We start from the raw sequence: 17,528 nt of genomic DNA, 5'->3' as shown, positions 1-17,528 counted from the left end.
CTTGTTTTGATTTTTTTTGAAGCTCTAAGCAGCCGGCAAATAGACCGTAATTCGAGTTCCCTCTCCCGCTTCCGAATGCACTTCAATCCGGCCATCATGGGCTTCCACAACCATTTTGGCGATACTCATGCCGAGACCCGTTCCTTCTGTGGACTCCTCCGTATTCGTCCCTCTATAGTAACGCTCGAACAGCTTCTGGCGCGTTACAGCATCCATCCCCACGCCGTTGTCCTCCACCCGGATATATACTTCATCATTCACCATCCCGCTGGATACCGAGACAATGACATCGGAGGGATTATGCTTGACCGCATTGGACAGCAGGTTCTCGAACAGACGCTGCAGCCATTTCTCATTGCCGTAAATAAGGAGCGGTGCCTCCTCGCCCTCATAACGGAACTGTGCAGCAGACAACGTCGCATCATTCACATAAGCAAGTACAGATACGCGAAGCAGCTCACTCAGCTCGACTCGGCTCCGAATGATACCGGCAGTATGCTGCTGCTTCAACTCGGATATATGAGAGAAGTCGGTGATCAGCTCCAGCATATATTCGCCTTTCTCGCGGATTTGCGTCCCCATGTCGCGCAATTCGTCTTCAGACCATGATCCTGCCGAGCTGCTCTCCAGTATGTAGCCGTAGCCTTGGATCGTAGAGAGCGGTGTACGAAGATCATGGGAAATGCCGGACATCCATTCCTCGCGCATCTGTTCCAGCTTCACGCGGTCTTTCTCCGTCTGAGCCAGCTGCTCGGCCATACTGTAGAAGGATTGCAGCACCTCTTTATACAACCGGTAACGCAGCTTTAGTTGCCCCCTCCGGCGGAATAGCTTCCGGCGGTCCTTCGGTGTAAGCACCTCTTCATATAACCCCTTCTCCATTCGCTCAAACCACCCCGTGAACAACAGAAGCGGCCGAGCATAACGGTAGCCATGCCAAACCGACAACGCCAGGGAAAACAGCAGAATACACGCCACGAGTAACGCAAATTGCCATAACTCGGTGCCATACATCCATTTGCCGAGACCGCTATTGTCTGAATTAGGCGTATGTAGAATCCAAGCAGGAGCTCCCTCTTCTGATGAGTAAATTGTGATCGTCGTATCATACGCACCAGGTGATTGCCGCATTGCAATGACTTCAAGCGGATCGTAATGCCGGGGCGCGACTTCCTTCTCTCCGATTGCTTGGAGCTCTTCTCCCTTTGGATCCACAATCGTCAAGTAGCTGCCCGTCTCCTTCAGCTTTCGTTCTACTGAGGGGATTTCAGCCGCCAAGACTAGACCGCTGCTCCCGTATTGCTCATGCAATTGGGCAAGACCCTTCAGCCTTGAATTCTCATACCCTAATAGAAAGAATAAAGGGCTCGAATATGTATCATCCAGAAAAGTCTCGATATGGTAGGGGCCGCCTTGCTTCTTATCCTGCATGTTGACCAGTTCGGTAAGCGTATAAGCTTGCGGCTGCTCCCCATTTGTATTCACTTCGAAGATGACGTTTCCTTTCACATCGACCACCTGGAGCCAGGCATTGCGCTCTGTTATAACATCCTGCCATTGCTTGGACATTTGAATCTCCCCATTGGTGAAATAAGTTCCAGTGACGATGCTCTCCAGCCCGTTGACCGGAAAGTTTCGTTTAATCTCTTCTCGAGTCACCACGTTAACCATCACTAATACCATGGCAACAATCATCCCGACAACCAAAATCGAATAAGCGGCCAGCTGGTATGTAAAATGAATGGCCAATCTCCGCTGAAGCTTCATCGTATATCCGGCTCCTTCGCCAGCTTATAACCAAGCCCTCGCACCGTCAGCAAATGTGTCGGCATACCAGGGTCATGCTCAATCCTCTCGCGAATACGCCGGATATGCACCATAACCGTGCTATCGTCCCCTAGGCCATCGAGTCCCCATACCGCTTCATACAACTGAGTTTTAGAAAACACGATGCCGGGATGCTTGCAGAAGTGCAGCAGCAATTGATAAACCTGAGCCGGACAACTGACTGGCTTGCCATCCACTAACAGCTCCCCTTCTGCTTCATTGAGCTGAAAACGCCCGAAGCTGTAGACAGGCTTTATCGCTCTGGCTAACGGCTCTGCAGTCTCTCCCATACGCCGCACCCGGGCTTTAATCCGTGCAGCGATTTCAAGCGGATTGAATGGCTTTAGAATATAATCATCTCCCCCTACCGCGAATCCGGTAAGCACGTCGAGATCAGATACTTTTGCCGTCAGAAATAAAATATAAGGATTGCCGTAAGCGCGAAGCTTGGAACAAAGCTCAAGCCCGTTGCCATCTGGAAGCATAACATCCAAGATGATGATATCCGCCCCATAGCGTTCAATTAGGTCCAGCGCCTCCCGGCAGCTGCCCGCTGTATATATCTGATCAAACCCTTCCTTCATCAAAACCATACGCAGCATTTTCACAATGGAAGGCTCATCATCTACGATTAATATTTTGCTCGTATTCATCATTTATCACCCACCAATAGGCTATCATATTAACCTTAACAGCAGTTTAACAAAACTGGCAAAAATTAAGCCATCGTTACAGTACTGTTTGTTTCCTATTCAATCTCCGCTGATAACCTGTTGTTGAGGTGATGGGAACATGAAGGAGACAACCGATTCAGTCAATCGTATTCGTATAATCGATGCAATTCGTGGGTTTAGTTTATTAGGCATACTCATCTGCAACATTCTAATCTTTCAATACGGCCTTTATGGAAAAGAAATGCTCGACCTGTTCCATGCTTCCCCTACGGACATTGCGGCCCATAATATCCTGCTCGTTGCGGCCGAGGGCAGCTTTATGCCAATCTTTATGTTCCTGTTCGGCTACAGTCTATTTAAGCTAAGAGAGCGATTGGAGCAGAGCGGACTAAAGCCTTGGCGAGCGCTCACCAGACGTTTTGCCTTATTGCTTGGAGTTGGTCTTCTCCATGCGACTCTGTTATGGGACGGTGATATACTGCTGCCTTACGGAATTACTGGCTTCGTTCTTCTGTTATTCGTAAACCGCAAGCCAAAGACGCTGTTAATCTGGGCGATCACATTAGGCGTGCTGTTCGCCGCCGCGAGTTACGGGATGAATGAGCCCTCTGCGGGTGCCGACCCAAAACTAACGGATTACGTCCAACGCTCGATTCCCGTCTTTAGTGAAGGAAGCTATGCCGATATTATCAAATTCCGCGGAGAAGACCCGCTTGATATTCCGAAGGCTGGCCTGGTACTAGTCGCCTTTATGGTTCCTTTCATGCTGCTGCCGATGTTCTTGCTCGGTATTGCCGCCGCCAAGAAAGGCTGGTTCCACAATCCCCGGCAGGAGCGAACAGCTTATCAGTATGGTGCTGCTGTATTTCTGCCTTTAGGCATCCTGTTGAAGAGCTTTGGAGTAGGGCTTTCCCAAACGCAAATCGGCCCCGTTCTTACTCAAATCGGTGGCCCCCTGCTTGCCTTAGGCTATATTTCAGCCTTCGCGTTCCTGCTCTCTCACCTGTCCAAAGCTTCTTTTTTGCTCAAAGCCTTTGAATCGGTCGGCCGCTTGAGCTTGACGAATTATTTAATGCAGTCCGTCATTTGCACCACATTGTTTTATGGCTACGGTTTGGGCTGGTTCGGAAAAGTTGGCGTTATGACCGGCACGCTGCTCGCCATCGTCATCTATGCCCTTCAAGCTTATGCCTCTACCCTGCTGCTTAAGCGGGTGAAGCATGGCCCGTTCGAGATGCTGCTGCGCATCGGAACGTACTTCTCACTGAACGGCAAGCTCAAGCTGCGCACTGTTCCAAAGCCAACGCCTGATCCCCCTGTTTCTGCCGATCTGTAGGCAGCAAAATGCATGAAAAAGCGGATGATGCCCCTCGCATCATCCGCTTTTTCGATTAAAACCCAGCTATTCTTCCTTAGGAATAAGCGTGAAGATATCCCCGTTTTCGAAGGAATCGATCAATCGCTCCAGCCATTTATAATATTTCATCGATTCCTGCATCTTTAGCCGATCGTGCTCCAGCACTTTCATAAAGACAGCGTCCTCGCTATATTGTTCCTCAAGCGTTTCAATTTCTTTCATACATTTGCGCAAGGCGCTCCTGTTTTGCTCAACGGCCTTTCTCCACTTAATCGAGAAGAAGTCAGAGAAATTTTGATGCCAGTCCGGCTCCACCTCGTAAAGATCCTTCCGTGAGCCTTTTCCCCATACTTTATTAATCATTTTCAAATCATGGAGCGTCCGCATGCCTGTGCTGATCGACGTCTTGCTGAGCCCCATCGCCTCGCTCATTTCATTCAAGGTCACAGGCTCCTGATTAAAGTACATATTGCCGTATAAGTGACCAATAGACAGCGTAATGCCGTATAAGTCCATGTTTTTACCGATTGACTCGATCGCGCGACGACGTGTGTGCAGCAGCTGTTCCCGTTGCTCGTCTGTTAGATCTGCAAGTTCATTCATGACTTTCCTCCTGAGGGAATCGCTTTGCTCCCGATAAATCCTACACCTGTATTGTAATAAGAGCTTATCCACATGTAAAGATTAGTTCTGAATAGGAAAAAGGAGTTATCAAGAGTATTCGGTACATACAGTACGTAAAGTTTAAACTGTACGTTCTATACGGACTCTCACCCGTTTTGACCCTTACAAAGTTAACCAGATACACTATTAGAAGCGAGACCACATACAAAGGGGGCGCACTTATGGCGATTATAGAAGCCAAAAAGCTAACAAAAATATTTGGGTCCGACCCCAAAAGAACGGCTGCTTTATTAGATAAAGGGTGGTCCAAGGAAAAGATCTTTGCAGAAACCAAGCACACGGTTGGCGTTAATCAAGCCGACTTTACGATAGAGCCTGGCCAGATCTTTGTCATCATGGGCTTGTCCGGCAGCGGCAAATCGACGCTGGTACGGCTCCTAAACCGATTAATTGAGCCGACATCCGGCCAACTGCTGTTTAACGGCACGGATGTGCTGAAGATGTCACCAGAGCAGCTTCGGCAATATCGACGCAAGCATATCGGCATGGTATTCCAGAAGTTTGCGTTGTTTCCGCATCGAACAGTCGTACAGAACATTGAATACGGCCTTGAGATTCAAGGCATCGATAAGAAAAAACGCCGTGAAATGGCCATGGAATCACTGGAGCTCGTGGGGCTGAAAGGCTGGGAGAACAGCTACCCCGATCAGCTTAGCGGCGGTATGCAGCAGCGTGTAGGGCTGGCTCGCGGTTTGGCGAACGATCCGGAGATATTGCTCATGGATGAAGCATTCAGTGCACTTGATCCGCTTATTCGCAAGGATATGCAGGATGAATTGATTGAGCTGCAGCTGAAAATGAAAAAAACGATCGTCTTCATCACCCATGACCTGGATGAAGCGCTGCGCATCGGCGATCAAATCGCCTTGATGAAAGACGGCAGCATCGTACAGATCGGTACACCGGAAGAAATTCTGATGCAGCCGGCCAACAAATACGTTGAGCGCTTCGTCGAAGACGTCGATCTGTCGAAGGTGTTGACCGCTTCCCATGTCATGAAGAAAGCAGCGACGATTACACCGGAAAAAGGACCGCGTGTTTCCCTGCAATTTATGCGGGAGCAAGGCGTATCCAGCCTTTACGTCGTCGACAAGCGGATGCAGCTTCTGGGCATTATTACTGCCGAGGATGCCGTCCGTTCCATTAAAGAAGGCCTTCCGTTTGAATCCATCATTCAGACTGATGTGCCGACAGCGGCTCCCGATACTGTGCTAAACGATTTATTCGAAATGATGGGCCAAATCCGGCTTCCCGTCGCTGTAATCGGGGAGAACAACCGGCTTAAAGGCGTCGTCGTTAAGGGCGCCGTTCTGGCGGCTCTATCCGGCAATACGCTTGAGGAAGGGGGCCATGCGATATGAATCTTCCCAAAATTCCGCTAGCGGACTGGATCGAATGGCTCGAAGCTTGGCTGGAATCGAATTTCGATCCGCTCTTCCAATTCATTCGGCTTATCGTCGGCGAAACCGTAGGCGGTCTGGAATCAGTTTTGCAATGGTTTCCGCCGCTCGTGCTCATTCTGATCTTTACTGCGATCGCCTGGTTTATCGGCAAGTGGAGGATGGCGCTATTTTCCTTCATCGGCCTTGCGATCATCGATAATCTTGGCTTGTGGAGTCAAACGATGCAGACGCTGGCTCTCGTCATTACAGCCGCCTTTATCTCGATCCTGATTGGCGTTCCGCTTGGCATCCTATGCGCGAGAAGTAAGACTGTACTCCGCATTGTGACACCGCTGCTCGATTTCATGCAGACGATGCCGGCGTTCGTCTACCTGCTTCCAGCCGTTACGTTCTTTTCGCTCGGCGTCGTTCCCGGTGTAATCGCATCGATTATTTTTGCGATTCCGCCAACGATCCGACTGACGAATTTGGGTATACGGCAGGTTCCAGCCGAGCTCGTGGAGGCAGCCGATGCGTTTGGCTCCACACCGGCACAAAAGCTGTTTAAGCTGCAGCTCCCGCTAGCTATGCCAACCATCATGGCGGGTATTAATCAGACGATTATGCTCTCCCTCTCTATGGTCGTCATCGCATCGATGATCGGCGCTCAAGGGGTTGGTGCTTACGTCTACAGGGCTGTGACACAGGGCAATACCGGCGTGGGCTTTGAGGCGGGGCTAGCCATCGTTATTTTGGCCATTATTCTCGACCGTCTTACTCAGCAGTCCATGAACAAAACGAAAACAAATTAAGGGGTTGTTACGTTTGAAGAAAAAGACTTGGCTTACCGCACTAACCGCTCTACTTTTAATTGCAGTCGTTGCAGGATGTTCTTCCAACTCAGGTGGCGACAGCAAAAAGATCAAGCTTGCTTACGTCGCGTGGGATTCAGAGATTGCCAGCACGAATGTAGTCAAAGAAGTTCTCGAGCAGAAGCTCGGATACAAAGTAGAAATGCTTCAGGTTGATGCCGGCCCAATGTGGGCAGGTATCTCGGACGGCAGCGCCGATGCGATGGTAGCTGCATGGCTTCCGACTACCCATGCTTCTTATGTACAGAAGTATGAAGGCAAATTCGAAGATCTTGGTCCTAATCTGGAAGGCACTAAAACTGGACTCGTCGTACCGGCTTATATAGATATCAAAAGCATTGATGAACTAAATGATACAACAGGCAAAGCGGTCGATTACACAATCATCGGCATTGAACCAGGTGCAGGCCTCATGATGTCGACCGAGAAAGCACTCGACGATTATGGCCTCCGCGACAAATGGACGCTGCTTGAGAGCTCTTCTGCCGCTATGACGCAGCAGTTGCAGAAGGCTTATAACAACCAAGAGCCTATCGTTGTTACCGGCTGGACGCCGCACTGGATGTTCGCCAAGATGGATCTGAAGTATTTGGATGATCCGAAAAATGTGTATGGCGGCGCTGAGCAAATTCATACCGTCGTTCGTCAAGGACTTAAAGATGACGATGCAGATGCTTACGCATTCCTCGATAAGTTCAACTGGACACCGGACGACATGGCTGCTGTCATGATTCAAATTCAGGAAGGCAAATCGCCTGAAGAAGCGGCTAAAGCATGGGTAGAAGCGAACGCTGATAAAGTGGATGCCTGGCTTGCCAATTAAGATATGATCATAAAAAAGACGCCTCGCATTTGCAATTGAGGCGTCTTTTTTATGTTTTATTAGGATTCAACTATCCTTATTTATTGCTGCTGGAAATCGTCGCCCTCAGCGGAGCTTGCCGACCGCAGCACTTTTTTCATATTTTTCTCAAACTTCACACGCGGGATCAGCACGCTATGCTTGCAACCAACGCATTTGATGCGAATATCCATCCCCATCCGGATGATCTCCATCTCGTTGGAACCGCAAGGGTGCTGCTTCTTCATCTGTACGATGTCTCCAAGCTCAAATTGTTTGCGTTCCACATTAAGTGCCCCCTTCAGCTCGATGATATGTCACCATTCTTGGATAAGGAATATCAATCCCGTGCTCGTCCATCGTTTTCTTAATCAATAGGTTCATCGACCTCGCTACAGCAAAGTGCGTATGCGGCAAGCACTCTGCCGTGACCCGGATTAGCACGTTAGAAGCTCCTATCTGCTGCACGCCAAGCACTTCCGGCTCCTTGACGAGATTCGGATCCTCCAGCCTTCCCATCGCATCACGAATGATAGAAGTTGCCCGTTCGACATCCTCCTCATAGCTGATCGCTACATCGACTACTGCGACAGAGTTATTGACTGAGAAATTCGTTACTTCATTGATCATCCCATTTGGGATGATATGCACCTCACCAGTCCAGCTCAGTATTCGTGTCGTCCGCAGCCCAACAACTTCAACCTTGCCTTTGAACTGCCCCGTCTGAATAATATCATCAACGGCAAACTGATCTTCCAGAATAATAAAGAATCCTGCAATAATGTCCTTCACCAGGCTTTGTGCGCCAAAACCGATCGCCAAGCCAATGACGCCTGCTCCGGCAAGCAGCGGGGCAAGCTCAATGCCGAATTCGGATAAAATAATCATCAATGTGATGAAGTATCCGACGTAGGAAAACACATTTTTGATCAGCTTGCCTACCGTCGTCATTCTCCGGCTCTGATTCGGCATCCTTTTGGCAGCTTGGTTTAAGATGACGCGATCAATCATTTTATTGGCAATCCAGATTACGATCGGCCCTGCAATGAGTATCGCGACAATTCGCAGCACGGATTCCCCGATTTGTCCCCATATGCCATCGATAGACAACCAGGCTGTTACGCTTTCATACAGTGCAAGTCCATCTCCCGCCACACTTACCACCTACCCTATTTTGAACCGCTGCACAGGTTGCTGCTCTTCATGTCTTAGACCATTAGAGCATTCGTATCCACCCTGCAAATTCAGGCCTACAGGTCTACTTGCTCGTAACCGCCGCCTGCCTCGAGCAGCCTGAACACTCCGCGGACTTCCACGTTTTCCTGAACAATGACTTCCTTAACTGTATGTAAAGCATCCTCCGGAAATTCAATCGACAATGCACAGCCTGCCGTAATTTCTTTCGGTGTGGGACGAATATCAATATCTACCTCGGCATATTCAAGCAGCATCTCCGCACGGAGCGCTTGCTGCGTGGAATCGAAGGCAATAAGCATAAATTTTCTCTCTCCCTCAGTTTGCAAAACGAAGTTACGCCGTTTCTGACGTATAAAATGGCTCTCTTATCCATATACTAGTATTATATTTCGCTATCCGCGCTGGGAATGCGCATATAGCGAGGCATTTACGGAGGGGATTCTATGAAACTATCTTTTACGAAGGATATACCGCTCAAAGTACCCTACACCGAATTGAATGTAGTTGGCATATTGGTGAATCGGCTATCTGCCATTCTCGATGAAATGTCCGGAGATCGGCCCATCGTCATCGTATGCATTGGGACCGACCGCTCCACCGGCGATTCGCTTGGACCTATTATAGGCACATCACTTGCCAAATATCAAAGTCCCCATTTTTCCATTTACGGCACGCTTGAAGAGCCCGTCCATGCCATGAATCTGGAAGATACCCTCCTACATATTAACCGCAACTTTCACAAGCCGTTCGTTATCGGCATCGACGCTTGCCTTGGACAAGTATCGAGCATCGGTTCGATCCAAGTCGGCATGGGACCTGTCCGGCCTGGTGCAGGCGTTAATAAGGAACTTCCCCCTGTCGGGGATATCCACATTACCGGTATCGTCAACGTCGGCGGTTTCATGGAATACTTCGTTCTGCAAAACACTCGTCTGCACCTCGTGATGAAGATGGCTGATATTATCTCCTGCAGCCTATTCTCTGCCGTTGTGAACAGTACTCCCATTCATTCAAGAACACGGGAGCACGCTGCCTCGCTTGAGAACGCGAGAGGACGTTTCCCACAATAAGCTGACTCTACTTCGCCTGCTCGATCGCTTTACGTTCTTCGGGCGTGAGCGGATAACTGGACTCGCCTTTATCTAACGGCTTAGCGTACACATACGTATTCTCGCGGCTATGAATGCCGGAGATCACCATACCGTCGTCTGCCCCATTTACAACCGCAATAGAGAAGCTGAGATCGCTGCCTTGATCGGCAAACGCATTGTAGCGGATAATGCCTACCCGGCCCTTCCCTTGCATCTGCACGCGCTGCATAATTTCCATTTGCGACTGGATGTGCTGGGTATGCTCGGCTTGCGCAGCGATCGTCTGCTTCAAATCGACGATGACACTTTCCAGATCCGTCACCCCTGTATTGCCCATCACTTCGACATACTGCTTTCTCAGCTTCTTCAAGCGGCTCCCCACTACCATAATGCGTATACCGATGATAATCACAATAATAGCTAAAACGACCGTAACCCCGTTCATCGGGTTGTTCATCCACTCATCCATTATTCCATTCCGCCCCCAGATGTTCTTTCAAGCATCGCTGCTTAATATTGCTTTCTAATCTCCTTCACGGCCTCCACAAGCGCATCCGCCTCCGACTCGGTCGTAAAACAGCCTACACTGGCTCTTACAGCCCCTGTCCCCAAAGTACCGGCCCGTCCATGAGCCAATGGCGTACAATGGAACCCTGCCCTTACAGCTATCCCATAATGCTGGTCCAAGATGTAGGACATCTCGGAAGGATCGATCCCCTCCGCTACAAATGACACCATGCCTGTCCGCTCTTGACCAAGCTTTGGACCAAGCAGCTTGATACCTTCAACGGCAAGCAAACCCTCCATCATCCGCTGTGTCAACAACCATTCCTTAGTATGGATTTTCTGCACCGTCTCATTCAGTACAAATTCAACGCCGGCTTTTAACCCCGCCAAGCCAGGCGTATTTTGCGTCCCTGCTTCATACTTATCGGGACGGACGTTAGGCTGCTCAGGCGCCTCAGATTGACTCCCAGTGCCTCCGTGCAACTGCGGCACCAGATCGACATCCGGATGGATGTAAAGCCCTCCTGTGCCCTGTGGACCAAGCAAACCTTTATGTCCGGGAAAGGCCAGCAGATCAATACCCATAGACTCGACATTCAGCTCTAGAATACCTGCGCTTTGAGCCGCATCCACCAGAAGTTTAATCCCTTTTGCCCTTGCCAGCTCTCCAATTCTATCAATCGGAAGAATCGAGCCTAATAGATTGGAACTATGATTAACGACAATCAATTTGGTCTGGCTTGTTATGGCTTCTGCAACATGATCAATATTTAAGATACCTTCTTCATCCGTATCTACATACGTTACGTCTACATCGCCTGCATGTTTCAAGTATTCAAGCGGCCGCCTGACTGAATTATGCTCGACCGAGGTAGCTATCACATGATCCCCTGGCTTAAGCAACCCTTTGATTGCGAGATTCAAGCCAGCCGTTGTATTCGGCATGAAGGCAATGTCATTCGGGTTTTTAATATGGAACAGCTTGCTCAATCGCTTCCTTGTATCGAACAATACGCGACTTGCTCGAACAGCCATCCGATGGCTGCCGCGGCCAGGATTGGCTGCGTCATGCAGCATAGCATGCTGCACCGCCTCCACGACCGTCAATGGCTTCGGCCAAGAAGTAGCCGCATGATCCAAATAGATAAACGTTTCCTCGCTCACTCCTTCAACCTCCTTCATCGGAATTCTTCTCTTTCAAATACAGATATCTCATACGCATTATAAACCTATAATCAACGCTCAACTTACAGCTTGTTTCTCCTGTAAACATAACAATAGCATACCTTAGTTTAATCTTTCGAATCAAAGATTACAACATAGGTATGCTACTCTATTTATCCTCTATTAGGCCATCGATTGCAGAAGCTCCAGCAATCTCTCCAGATCCTGTTTGCTGTAGTACTGCAGCTCAATTTTCCCTTTATCTTTTTGATGCTTAATCTTAACTGTCGTCTTGAATTTCTCTCGCAAGGACTCTTCCAAGCTTTCGATATAAGGATCACGATTTTTGGATTTTGCTTTAGCAGGCGTTTCATCAACTGACTCTTTCGCCTCTAGCTTCTGTACAGCCTCTTCTAACTGCCGTACGCTCCAGCCATGCGTAATGATCATGTCCGCCAGCTCTTTCTGCACGGCCGTTTGTTTAATCCCTGCCAGTGCACGAGCATGTCCCATCGAAATTGTTCCACGTGAAACATTGTCCTTAATTTCGCTCGGCAGCGCAAGCAGACGAATGAAGTTTGCAATATGCGATCTGGACTTGCCCACCTTCATCGAAAGCTCTTCTTGGGTTAGCTTGAACTTATCCATTAACCCTTGATACGCGATCGCAACCTCTATTGCATTAAGATCCTCACGCTGCAGGTTTTCGATGAGTGCAATTTCCATGACTTGCTGATCTGTAAAAGATCGAACAACAGCCGGAACAGTTGTGTTGCCGCAAAGCTGAGAAGCCCGAAAGCGACGTTCACCTGCAATAATTTCATACCCTTTAAGTACTGTCCGAACGATAATCGGCTGGATGACACCATGCTGTTTGATGGATTCTGCGAGCTCACGAATCGAATCCTCATCGAACGTTTTACGCGGTTGATATGGGTTTGGTCTTAGTTGACTAAGATTAATCTCAATGACCTTGTCATCATCATTTACCGACAGCGATGGAATGAGCGCATCAAGCCCTCTACCTAGCCGCTTGCTCATACGAAATCACTTCCTTCGCGAGTTCAAGATACACTTCCGCACCTTTGGAACGCGGGTCATAGGTGATAATTGCCTGTCCATGGGAAGGCGCTTCGCTTAAACGTACATTGCGCGGAATAATGGTTTGATATACTTTCTGCTGGAAGTATTTCTTCACTTCCTCGATAACTTGGATACCTAGATTCGTTCTAGCATCCAGCATCGTCAGCAATACCCCTTCAATCTGAAGAGACGTGTTCAGATGCTTCTGAACGAGACGTACCGTATTAAGCAGCTGGCTGAGACCCTCCAGCGCGTAATATTCACATTGAATCGGAATGATAACCGAGTCTGCCGCTGTCAAAGAGTTGATTGTCAGCAGTCCTAACGATGGCGGACAATCAATCAGTATGTAGTCGAACTGATCCTTGATCATATGCAGCATCTGCTTTAAACGAACCTCGCGTGAAATTCGCTGAACCAATTCAATTTCAGCGCCGGCCAGTTGAATCGTAGCTGGAATAATTTTCAATCCAGGAATTTCCGTATCCGCCATTGCTTCACTTGGGTGTACTTCATTAATTAGAATATCATAAATGCAATTCTCGACATCCGCTTTGTTGATCCCAATTCCACTTGTTGTATTGCCCTGCGGGTCAATATCGACAAGCAGCACTCTTCTGCCGAGCGAAGCAAGGCAGGCGCCAAGGTTGACTGTCGTCGTCGTCTTGCCGACGCCGCCCTTCTGATTGGCTATTGCAATGATCTTAGTCAAGCGTTTTCACCTCTGCCCCTAGCAAACTTTATTAGATGTGTGAAGCCCTGCTGTCCCTGCCTGCCTATTACCCATGCTGCCAGGCAATCTATCAACCTATTGTTGTACAAATGGATTCGCCGCCCTCTAGTTGAGGACGGCTTTTTGGAGCGTTTTCCAACGCTAATATAAGAGAAACCTCTTTATTGTCGCTTCGGAATTTGAATGACGATTTCATAATGATCGCCATGATCTTTTTCATTCGTCTTAATCGGCAATCCCGATCCAACGACCATTTCAATCGATTGACGAATTGTATTTACAGCCAAACGCACATCCTTTGTAAAGGAAATACGTTTCGCTTTCTTCATTTTAGATGATTCCTTCAAAAAAGCAATGCGTACTTCGGTTTGTTTGACGTTTAAGTCCTTAGCAATGATTTCCTCCAGCACCTGATGCTGCAATTGTTCGGTATCCAAAGAAAGCAGCGCTCTAGCATGTCTCTCGGTAATCTTTCTTTCCATTAAAGCACCTTTAATCGTATCGCTAAGCGCCAACAAACGCAGTTTATTCGCAATCGTCGACTGACTCTTGCCAAGACGCTGTGCCAGACTCTCTTGCGTCAATTGATGAAGCTCAATCAGCTTCTGATAAGCAATCGCTTCCTCAATCGCCGTCAAGTTCTCACGTTGCAAATTCTCGATTAAAGCAATGGAAGCGGTCTGTGAATCGTTAAACTCCCGAATAATAGCCGGAATTGTTTCGTGACCCAGCTTCGTAACCGCACGCCAACGACGCTCGCCGGCAATAATCTCATAACGGTTATTGCGAAGACGAACGACTATAGGTTGAATAACGCCATGTGTCTTAATCGTTTGACATAATTCCTCAATACGGTCATCATCAAAAACCGTTCTTGGCTGAAACGGACTCGTATCAATTTCATTAACTGGAATTTGCCTAACTTCTTCTTGTCCATTGCGCTGGTCATTCAGACCAAACAAACGGGAAAGTTGTTCTTTCATCGTATCTACTATCACCCGATCACGAAACGAATCCCCTTCGAGATTATCGTTTCAAAGATGTTATACCGCCCCAACAATGGAATGAGCTCTTATCCTATTTTATACGTATAAGAGTATCCAATCAATACTGCTGAGACCAAAACCCACTAACAGCAACTATGTACAGAACCTGTTTACAGAAACAAAGCTAACTGACGGTGTTTGGGAGTTTCTTCGAATCCCGATTATGCATTCGCTTCTATTTCCAACGTAAACTCAACTCCGCCTACGGTAGACGGCAACACCGTTCATGCCTGCTCTTTAAAAATTCGACCTGTATCCACTCATTTCCTGCTTGACATCCTATAACAACTGGATTTATCGCCGAAATCATACCAAATAACTAGTCAGAAATCACACTGCATCATTCACCTAAAGAAAATAATGCAAATTATAAAAAATAAAGAGAGCGATGTTCCACGTGAAACATCGCTCTCTTCTCTCTACTTCTTTTATCTATTAAATAATAGGCTGTTTAATGGGCGTACCCGCCTTACGCGGATATTTCTTTGGCGTCGAATCTAGCTTCTCAATCAGAACGATATGACGTTCGGATTGTTCGAAAGGAAGCTTGAAGTCATGCTCTGCACGAATCTTCCCCTTCAATTCACGAAGACTAACTGCAGCCTCCCGAACTTCTTCTCCGCTCTGCGCGCCTTTCATCGCAGCAAACGTTCCATGCTTGCGCACAAAAGGCAGGCAAAACTCATTCAGCACATTCAACCGCGCAACAGCTCTTGCTGTAACGATATCATATTGATCGCGGTGCTTCGGCAATCTAGCCAAATCCTCTGCTCTTCCATGAACGCATTCCACGTCGGTTAACCCTAACTGTTCAACCAGATGGCTCAAAAACTGAATGCGTTTATTCAAGGAGTCTACGATGACCACTTTCAAATGTGGAAAACAGATTTTCAACGGAATGCTTGGGAACCCTGCACCCGATCCGATATCTGCCAAGCTGCCCGCTTCATTGATATTGACGAAAAAGGAGAGTGATATCGAATCATAGAAATGCTTCTCATATACTGCGTCTCTCTCCGTAATGCCAGTCAAATTCATTCGTTCATTCCACTCGGCCAGTAACCGGTGATACGTATCGAATTGCTCCAGCTGACGAGGCGATACCGTTATCCCCTTCTCCTCCATCAGCTGCGTAAACCATTTATGCGTCTCTTCCATTCGTTATCGTTATCCTCTCGCCGCGATAACGCGATTATAATGCTCCAAGTAGACAATCAGAATGGAGATATCCGCTGGCGTTACTCCTGCGATACGCGAAGCCTGGCCAATCGACAACGGACGAATAGATGCCAGCTTTTGTTTCGCTTCAGAAGCAAGACCATGAACATCGGAATAGTCGATGTCGTCCGGTATCTTTTTCTTCTCCATTTTGTTCAAACGCTCTACCTGAATCAATTGCTTCTCAATATAACCCGCGTACTTGATTTGAATTTCGACTTGCTCCTTCATCTCATCCGTCAATGGCAATTCCGAAGGCGACAGCTTCTCCAGCATGCCATACGTAATTTCAGGACGGCGAAGCAAGGTCATCGCATCAATGCTATTATTCGTAATCGCTGAGTTTGCAGCCACCAGCATTGCTTCCGCAGCATCGGGACGGATTTTTGTCGTCCGCAGCCGCTCCACTTCTTGGGCAACAAGCTCCTTCTTATTTAAGAAAGCTTGATAACGTTCTTTCGAAATCAGACCAATTTCATAACCCATTGGCGTAAGACGCAAGTCTGCATTATCGTGACGAAGCAGCAAGCGGTATTCAGCGCGCGATGTCAGCAGGCGATATGGATCACTAGTTCCTTTTGTCACCAGATCATCGATCATCACACCAATATAGCCTTGGGAACGCTCGATAATAACAGGCTCTTTCCCTTGCACTTTACGTGCAGCATTGATACCGGCAATAACACCTTGTCCAGCAGCTTCCTCATAACCAGAGGTGCCGTTGATTTGTCCAGCTGTGAATAACCCGTCAACGAGCTTTGTCTCCAGGGATGGCCAAAGCTGCGTCGGCTTCACGGCATCATACTCGATGGCATAACCGTTACGCATCATCTCAACTTTTTCCAATCCTGGGATAGAACGTAAAATCCCAAGCTGTACATCTTCCGGCATGCTTGTGGATAAGCCTTGTACATAATATTCAGACGTATTTTTGCCTTCCGGCTCTAGAAAAATCTGATGTTTCGGTTTATCGGCAAAGCGTACGATTTTATCTTCAATGGATGGGCAATAACGAGGACCTGTTCCCTCAATTGCTCCTGAGAACATCGGCGCCCGGTGCAAATTATCGTTAATAATTTGATGCGTTTTCTCCGACGTGTACGTCAACCAGCAAGGCAGCTGCTCATTATCGGAAGAAACGGTCTCATACGAGAAAAACTTCGGATTGTCGTCGCCCGGTTGAATTTCCGTCTTAGAAAAGTCAATCGAATCCTTATGCACGCGCGGCGGCGTTCCCGTCTTGAATCGGACCAAGTCGAACCCTTGCTCCTTCAAGCTTGCCGACAGCTTAAGGGACGGCTGCTGATTGTTCGGGCCGCTCTGGTACATCAGTTCGCCCATAATGATCTTGCCGCGCAAGTAAGTGCCCGTCGTAATAACTACGGCTTTGGCACGGTAAATCGCGCCTGTGCTCGTCACGATACCGACAACCTTGCCGTCTTCCACAATGAGTTCCTCCGCCATACCCTGACGAAGCGTCAGATGGTCAGTTTCCTCAATCGTCTTCTTCATTTCATGCTGATAGGCGAATTTATCGGCTTGCGCCCGAAGAGCATGTACCGCAGGTCCTTTGCCTGTATTCAGCATCCGCATTTGAATAAATGTCTTATCGATGTTCCGTCCCATTTCACCGCCAAGCGCATCAACCTCACGTACGACATGCCCTTTTGCAGGTCCGCCAATCGAAGGATTGCACGGCATGAATGCGACCATATCCAGATTAATCGTGAGCAGCAGCGTTTCACAGCCCATTCGCGCAGCAGCTAGTGCTGCTTCACTTCCGGCATGCCCCGCGCCCACGACGATAACATCATATTGTCCAGCTTCGTAATTCATCTCTATCCCTCCACTT

At 48.2% G+C, this 17,528-nt stretch carries 18 protein-coding genes; 5 read left to right on the top strand and 13 right to left on the bottom strand.

Annotated features, from left to right (window positions below):
* Nucleotides 1–24: 24 nt before the first annotated feature.
* Both IEX98_RS14275 and IEX98_RS14270 read right to left on the bottom strand, forming a co-directional pair.
* Nucleotides 25–1,767 (bottom strand): sensor histidine kinase, encoded by a 1,743-nt coding sequence (locus IEX98_RS14275; protein WP_188889894.1) that lies wholly within the window; start codon nucleotides 1,765–1,767, stop codon nucleotides 25–27.
* Nucleotides 1,764–2,480 (bottom strand): response regulator transcription factor, encoded by a 717-nt coding sequence (locus tag IEX98_RS14270; RefSeq protein ID WP_188890253.1) that lies wholly within the window; start codon nucleotides 2,478–2,480, stop codon nucleotides 1,764–1,766. The genes IEX98_RS14275 and IEX98_RS14270 overlap by 4 nt, the downstream gene beginning before the upstream one ends.
* A 139-nt stretch (nucleotides 2,481–2,619) precedes the next feature.
* On the opposite strand from IEX98_RS14270, the gene IEX98_RS14265 reads away from it, so the two are divergent.
* On the top strand, nucleotides 2,620–3,837 hold the full coding sequence (locus tag IEX98_RS14265; protein ID WP_188889893.1) for a DUF418 domain-containing protein: 1,218 nt from the start codon (nucleotides 2,620–2,622) through the stop codon (nucleotides 3,835–3,837).
* Nucleotides 3,838–3,903: 66 nt separating this feature from the next.
* Here IEX98_RS14265 and IEX98_RS14260 read toward each other — a convergent pair whose 3' ends face one another.
* Nucleotides 3,904–4,461, bottom strand: coding sequence for a GbsR/MarR family transcriptional regulator (locus IEX98_RS14260; protein ID WP_188889892.1), 558 nt, complete (start codon nucleotides 4,459–4,461; stop codon nucleotides 3,904–3,906).
* Nucleotides 4,462–4,703: 242 nt separating this feature from the next.
* Between IEX98_RS14260 and IEX98_RS14255 the strand changes: the two genes are divergently transcribed.
* The 3 genes from IEX98_RS14255 to IEX98_RS14245 are packed head-to-tail and all read left to right on the top strand — an operon-like array spanning nucleotide 4,704 to nucleotide 7,619.
* Nucleotides 4,704–5,903 carry a quaternary amine ABC transporter ATP-binding protein gene (locus IEX98_RS14255; protein ID WP_188889891.1) on the top strand — a complete coding sequence of 400 codons (1,200 nt, stop codon included), beginning with the start codon at nucleotides 4,704–4,706 and terminating at the stop codon, nucleotides 5,901–5,903.
* Entirely contained in the window at nucleotides 5,900–6,736 is an 837-nt protein-coding gene (locus IEX98_RS14250; protein ID WP_188889890.1) for an ABC transporter permease, read from the top strand. The genes IEX98_RS14255 and IEX98_RS14250 overlap by 4 nt, the downstream gene beginning before the upstream one ends.
* A gap of 13 nt (nucleotides 6,737–6,749) precedes the next feature.
* Nucleotides 6,750–7,619 (top strand): glycine betaine ABC transporter substrate-binding protein, encoded by an 870-nt coding sequence (locus IEX98_RS14245; protein ID WP_188889889.1) that lies wholly within the window; start codon nucleotides 6,750–6,752, stop codon nucleotides 7,617–7,619.
* An 80-nt stretch (nucleotides 7,620–7,699) separates the two neighbouring features.
* Here IEX98_RS14245 and IEX98_RS14240 read toward each other — a convergent pair whose 3' ends face one another.
* From IEX98_RS14240 to IEX98_RS14230, 3 genes are all read right to left on the bottom strand, one after another.
* Nucleotides 7,700–7,924: a DUF951 domain-containing protein gene (locus IEX98_RS14240; protein WP_188889888.1), complete on the bottom strand. Its 225-nt coding sequence runs from the start codon at nucleotides 7,922–7,924 to the stop codon at nucleotides 7,700–7,702.
* A gap of 1 nt (nucleotide 7,925) precedes the next feature.
* Nucleotides 7,926–8,792: a mechanosensitive ion channel family protein gene (locus IEX98_RS14235; protein WP_229692187.1), complete on the bottom strand. Its 867-nt coding sequence runs from the start codon at nucleotides 8,790–8,792 to the stop codon at nucleotides 7,926–7,928.
* A gap of 95 nt (nucleotides 8,793–8,887) precedes the next feature.
* Entirely contained in the window at nucleotides 8,888–9,133 is a 246-nt protein-coding gene (locus IEX98_RS14230; protein WP_188889887.1) for a DUF3343 domain-containing protein, read from the bottom strand.
* Between the two features lie 144 nt (nucleotides 9,134–9,277).
* Here IEX98_RS14230 and yyaC point away from each other — a divergent pair, with 144 nt between their 5' ends.
* Entirely contained in the window at nucleotides 9,278–9,904 is a 627-nt protein-coding gene (gene yyaC / locus IEX98_RS14225; RefSeq protein WP_188889886.1) for a spore protease YyaC, read from the top strand.
* 7 nt (nucleotides 9,905–9,911) lie between these two features.
* Here yyaC and IEX98_RS14220 read toward each other — a convergent pair whose 3' ends face one another.
* The 7 genes from IEX98_RS14220 to mnmG all read right to left on the bottom strand — a co-directional run bounded on the left by IEX98_RS14220 (nucleotide 9,912) and on the right by mnmG (nucleotide 17,512).
* A complete protein-coding gene (locus IEX98_RS14220) occupies nucleotides 9,912–10,394 on the bottom strand; it encodes a DUF4446 family protein (RefSeq protein ID WP_188889885.1) in 483 nt (160 codons plus the stop codon).
* Nucleotides 10,395–10,435: 41 nt separating this feature from the next.
* The gene (locus tag IEX98_RS14215; RefSeq protein WP_188889884.1) at nucleotides 10,436–11,614 is read right to left on the bottom strand and encodes an aminotransferase class V-fold PLP-dependent enzyme; all 1,179 of its coding nucleotides are present in this window, start codon (nucleotides 11,612–11,614) and stop codon (nucleotides 10,436–10,438) included.
* Nucleotides 11,615–11,779: 165 nt separating this feature from the next.
* The gene (locus IEX98_RS14210) at nucleotides 11,780–12,637 is read right to left on the bottom strand and encodes a ParB/RepB/Spo0J family partition protein (RefSeq protein WP_188889883.1); all 858 of its coding nucleotides are present in this window, start codon (nucleotides 12,635–12,637) and stop codon (nucleotides 11,780–11,782) included.
* Complete coding sequence (locus tag IEX98_RS14205; RefSeq protein WP_188889882.1) at nucleotides 12,618–13,391, bottom strand: ParA family protein; 774 nt, start codon at nucleotides 13,389–13,391, stop codon at nucleotides 12,618–12,620. The genes IEX98_RS14210 and IEX98_RS14205 overlap by 20 nt, the downstream gene beginning before the upstream one ends.
* Before the next feature lie 182 nt (nucleotides 13,392–13,573).
* Nucleotides 13,574–14,395: a nucleoid occlusion protein gene (gene noc / locus IEX98_RS14200; protein WP_188889881.1), complete on the bottom strand. Its 822-nt coding sequence runs from the start codon at nucleotides 14,393–14,395 to the stop codon at nucleotides 13,574–13,576.
* Between the two features lie 498 nt (nucleotides 14,396–14,893).
* Nucleotides 14,894–15,616 carry a 16S rRNA (guanine(527)-N(7))-methyltransferase RsmG gene (gene rsmG / locus IEX98_RS14195; protein WP_188889880.1) on the bottom strand — a complete coding sequence of 241 codons (723 nt, stop codon included), beginning with the start codon at nucleotides 15,614–15,616 and terminating at the stop codon, nucleotides 14,894–14,896.
* Nucleotides 15,617–15,625: 9 nt separating this feature from the next.
* Nucleotides 15,626–17,512 (bottom strand): tRNA uridine-5-carboxymethylaminomethyl(34) synthesis enzyme MnmG, encoded by a 1,887-nt coding sequence (gene mnmG / locus IEX98_RS14190; protein WP_188889879.1) that lies wholly within the window; start codon nucleotides 17,510–17,512, stop codon nucleotides 15,626–15,628.
* Nucleotides 17,513–17,528: the final 16 nt, after the last annotated feature.

Origin of the sequence: Paenibacillus radicis (ex Gao et al. 2016) (assembly GCF_014641555.1) — a bacterium.
In the GTDB taxonomy this organism is placed as follows: domain Bacteria; phylum Bacillota; class Bacilli; order Paenibacillales; family Paenibacillaceae; genus Pristimantibacillus; species Pristimantibacillus radicis.
Note: the sequence above shows the minus strand (reverse complement) of the source record. Positions and strands in the feature narration are given on the sequence as shown.

Excerpts from the sequence above, each read along its gene's own strand:
- mnmG (WP_188889879.1), bottom strand. The coding sequence starts at position 17,512 with ATGAATTACGAAGCTGGACAATATGATGTTATCGTCGTGGGCGCGGGG.
- yyaC (WP_188889886.1), top strand. The coding sequence starts at position 9,278 with ATGAAACTATCTTTTACGAAGGATATACCGCTCAAAGTACCCTACACC.
- IEX98_RS14265 (WP_188889893.1), top strand. The coding sequence starts at position 2,620 with ATGAAGGAGACAACCGATTCAGTCAATCGTATTCGTATAATCGATGCA.
- noc (WP_188889881.1), bottom strand. The coding sequence starts at position 14,395 with ATGAAAGAACAACTTTCCCGTTTGTTTGGTCTGAATGACCAGCGCAAT.
- IEX98_RS14215 (WP_188889884.1), bottom strand. The coding sequence starts at position 11,614 with ATGAAGGAGGTTGAAGGAGTGAGCGAGGAAACGTTTATCTATTTGGAT.
- IEX98_RS14275 (WP_188889894.1), bottom strand. The coding sequence starts at position 1,767 with ATGAAGCTTCAGCGGAGATTGGCCATTCATTTTACATACCAGCTGGCC.
- IEX98_RS14260 (WP_188889892.1), bottom strand. The coding sequence starts at position 4,461 with ATGAATGAACTTGCAGATCTAACAGACGAGCAACGGGAACAGCTGCTG.
- IEX98_RS14230 (WP_188889887.1), bottom strand. The coding sequence starts at position 9,133 with ATGCTTATTGCCTTCGATTCCACGCAGCAAGCGCTCCGTGCGGAGATG.
- IEX98_RS14255 (WP_188889891.1), top strand. The coding sequence starts at position 4,704 with ATGGCGATTATAGAAGCCAAAAAGCTAACAAAAATATTTGGGTCCGAC.
- IEX98_RS14270 (WP_188890253.1), bottom strand. The coding sequence starts at position 2,480 with ATGAATACGAGCAAAATATTAATCGTAGATGATGAGCCTTCCATTGTG.
- IEX98_RS14210 (WP_188889883.1), bottom strand. The coding sequence starts at position 12,637 with ATGAGCAAGCGGCTAGGTAGAGGGCTTGATGCGCTCATTCCATCGCTG.
- IEX98_RS14220 (WP_188889885.1), bottom strand. The coding sequence starts at position 10,394 with ATGGATGAGTGGATGAACAACCCGATGAACGGGGTTACGGTCGTTTTA.
- IEX98_RS14250 (WP_188889890.1), top strand. The coding sequence starts at position 5,900 with ATGAATCTTCCCAAAATTCCGCTAGCGGACTGGATCGAATGGCTCGAA.
- rsmG (WP_188889880.1), bottom strand. The coding sequence starts at position 15,616 with ATGGAAGAGACGCATAAATGGTTTACGCAGCTGATGGAGGAGAAGGGG.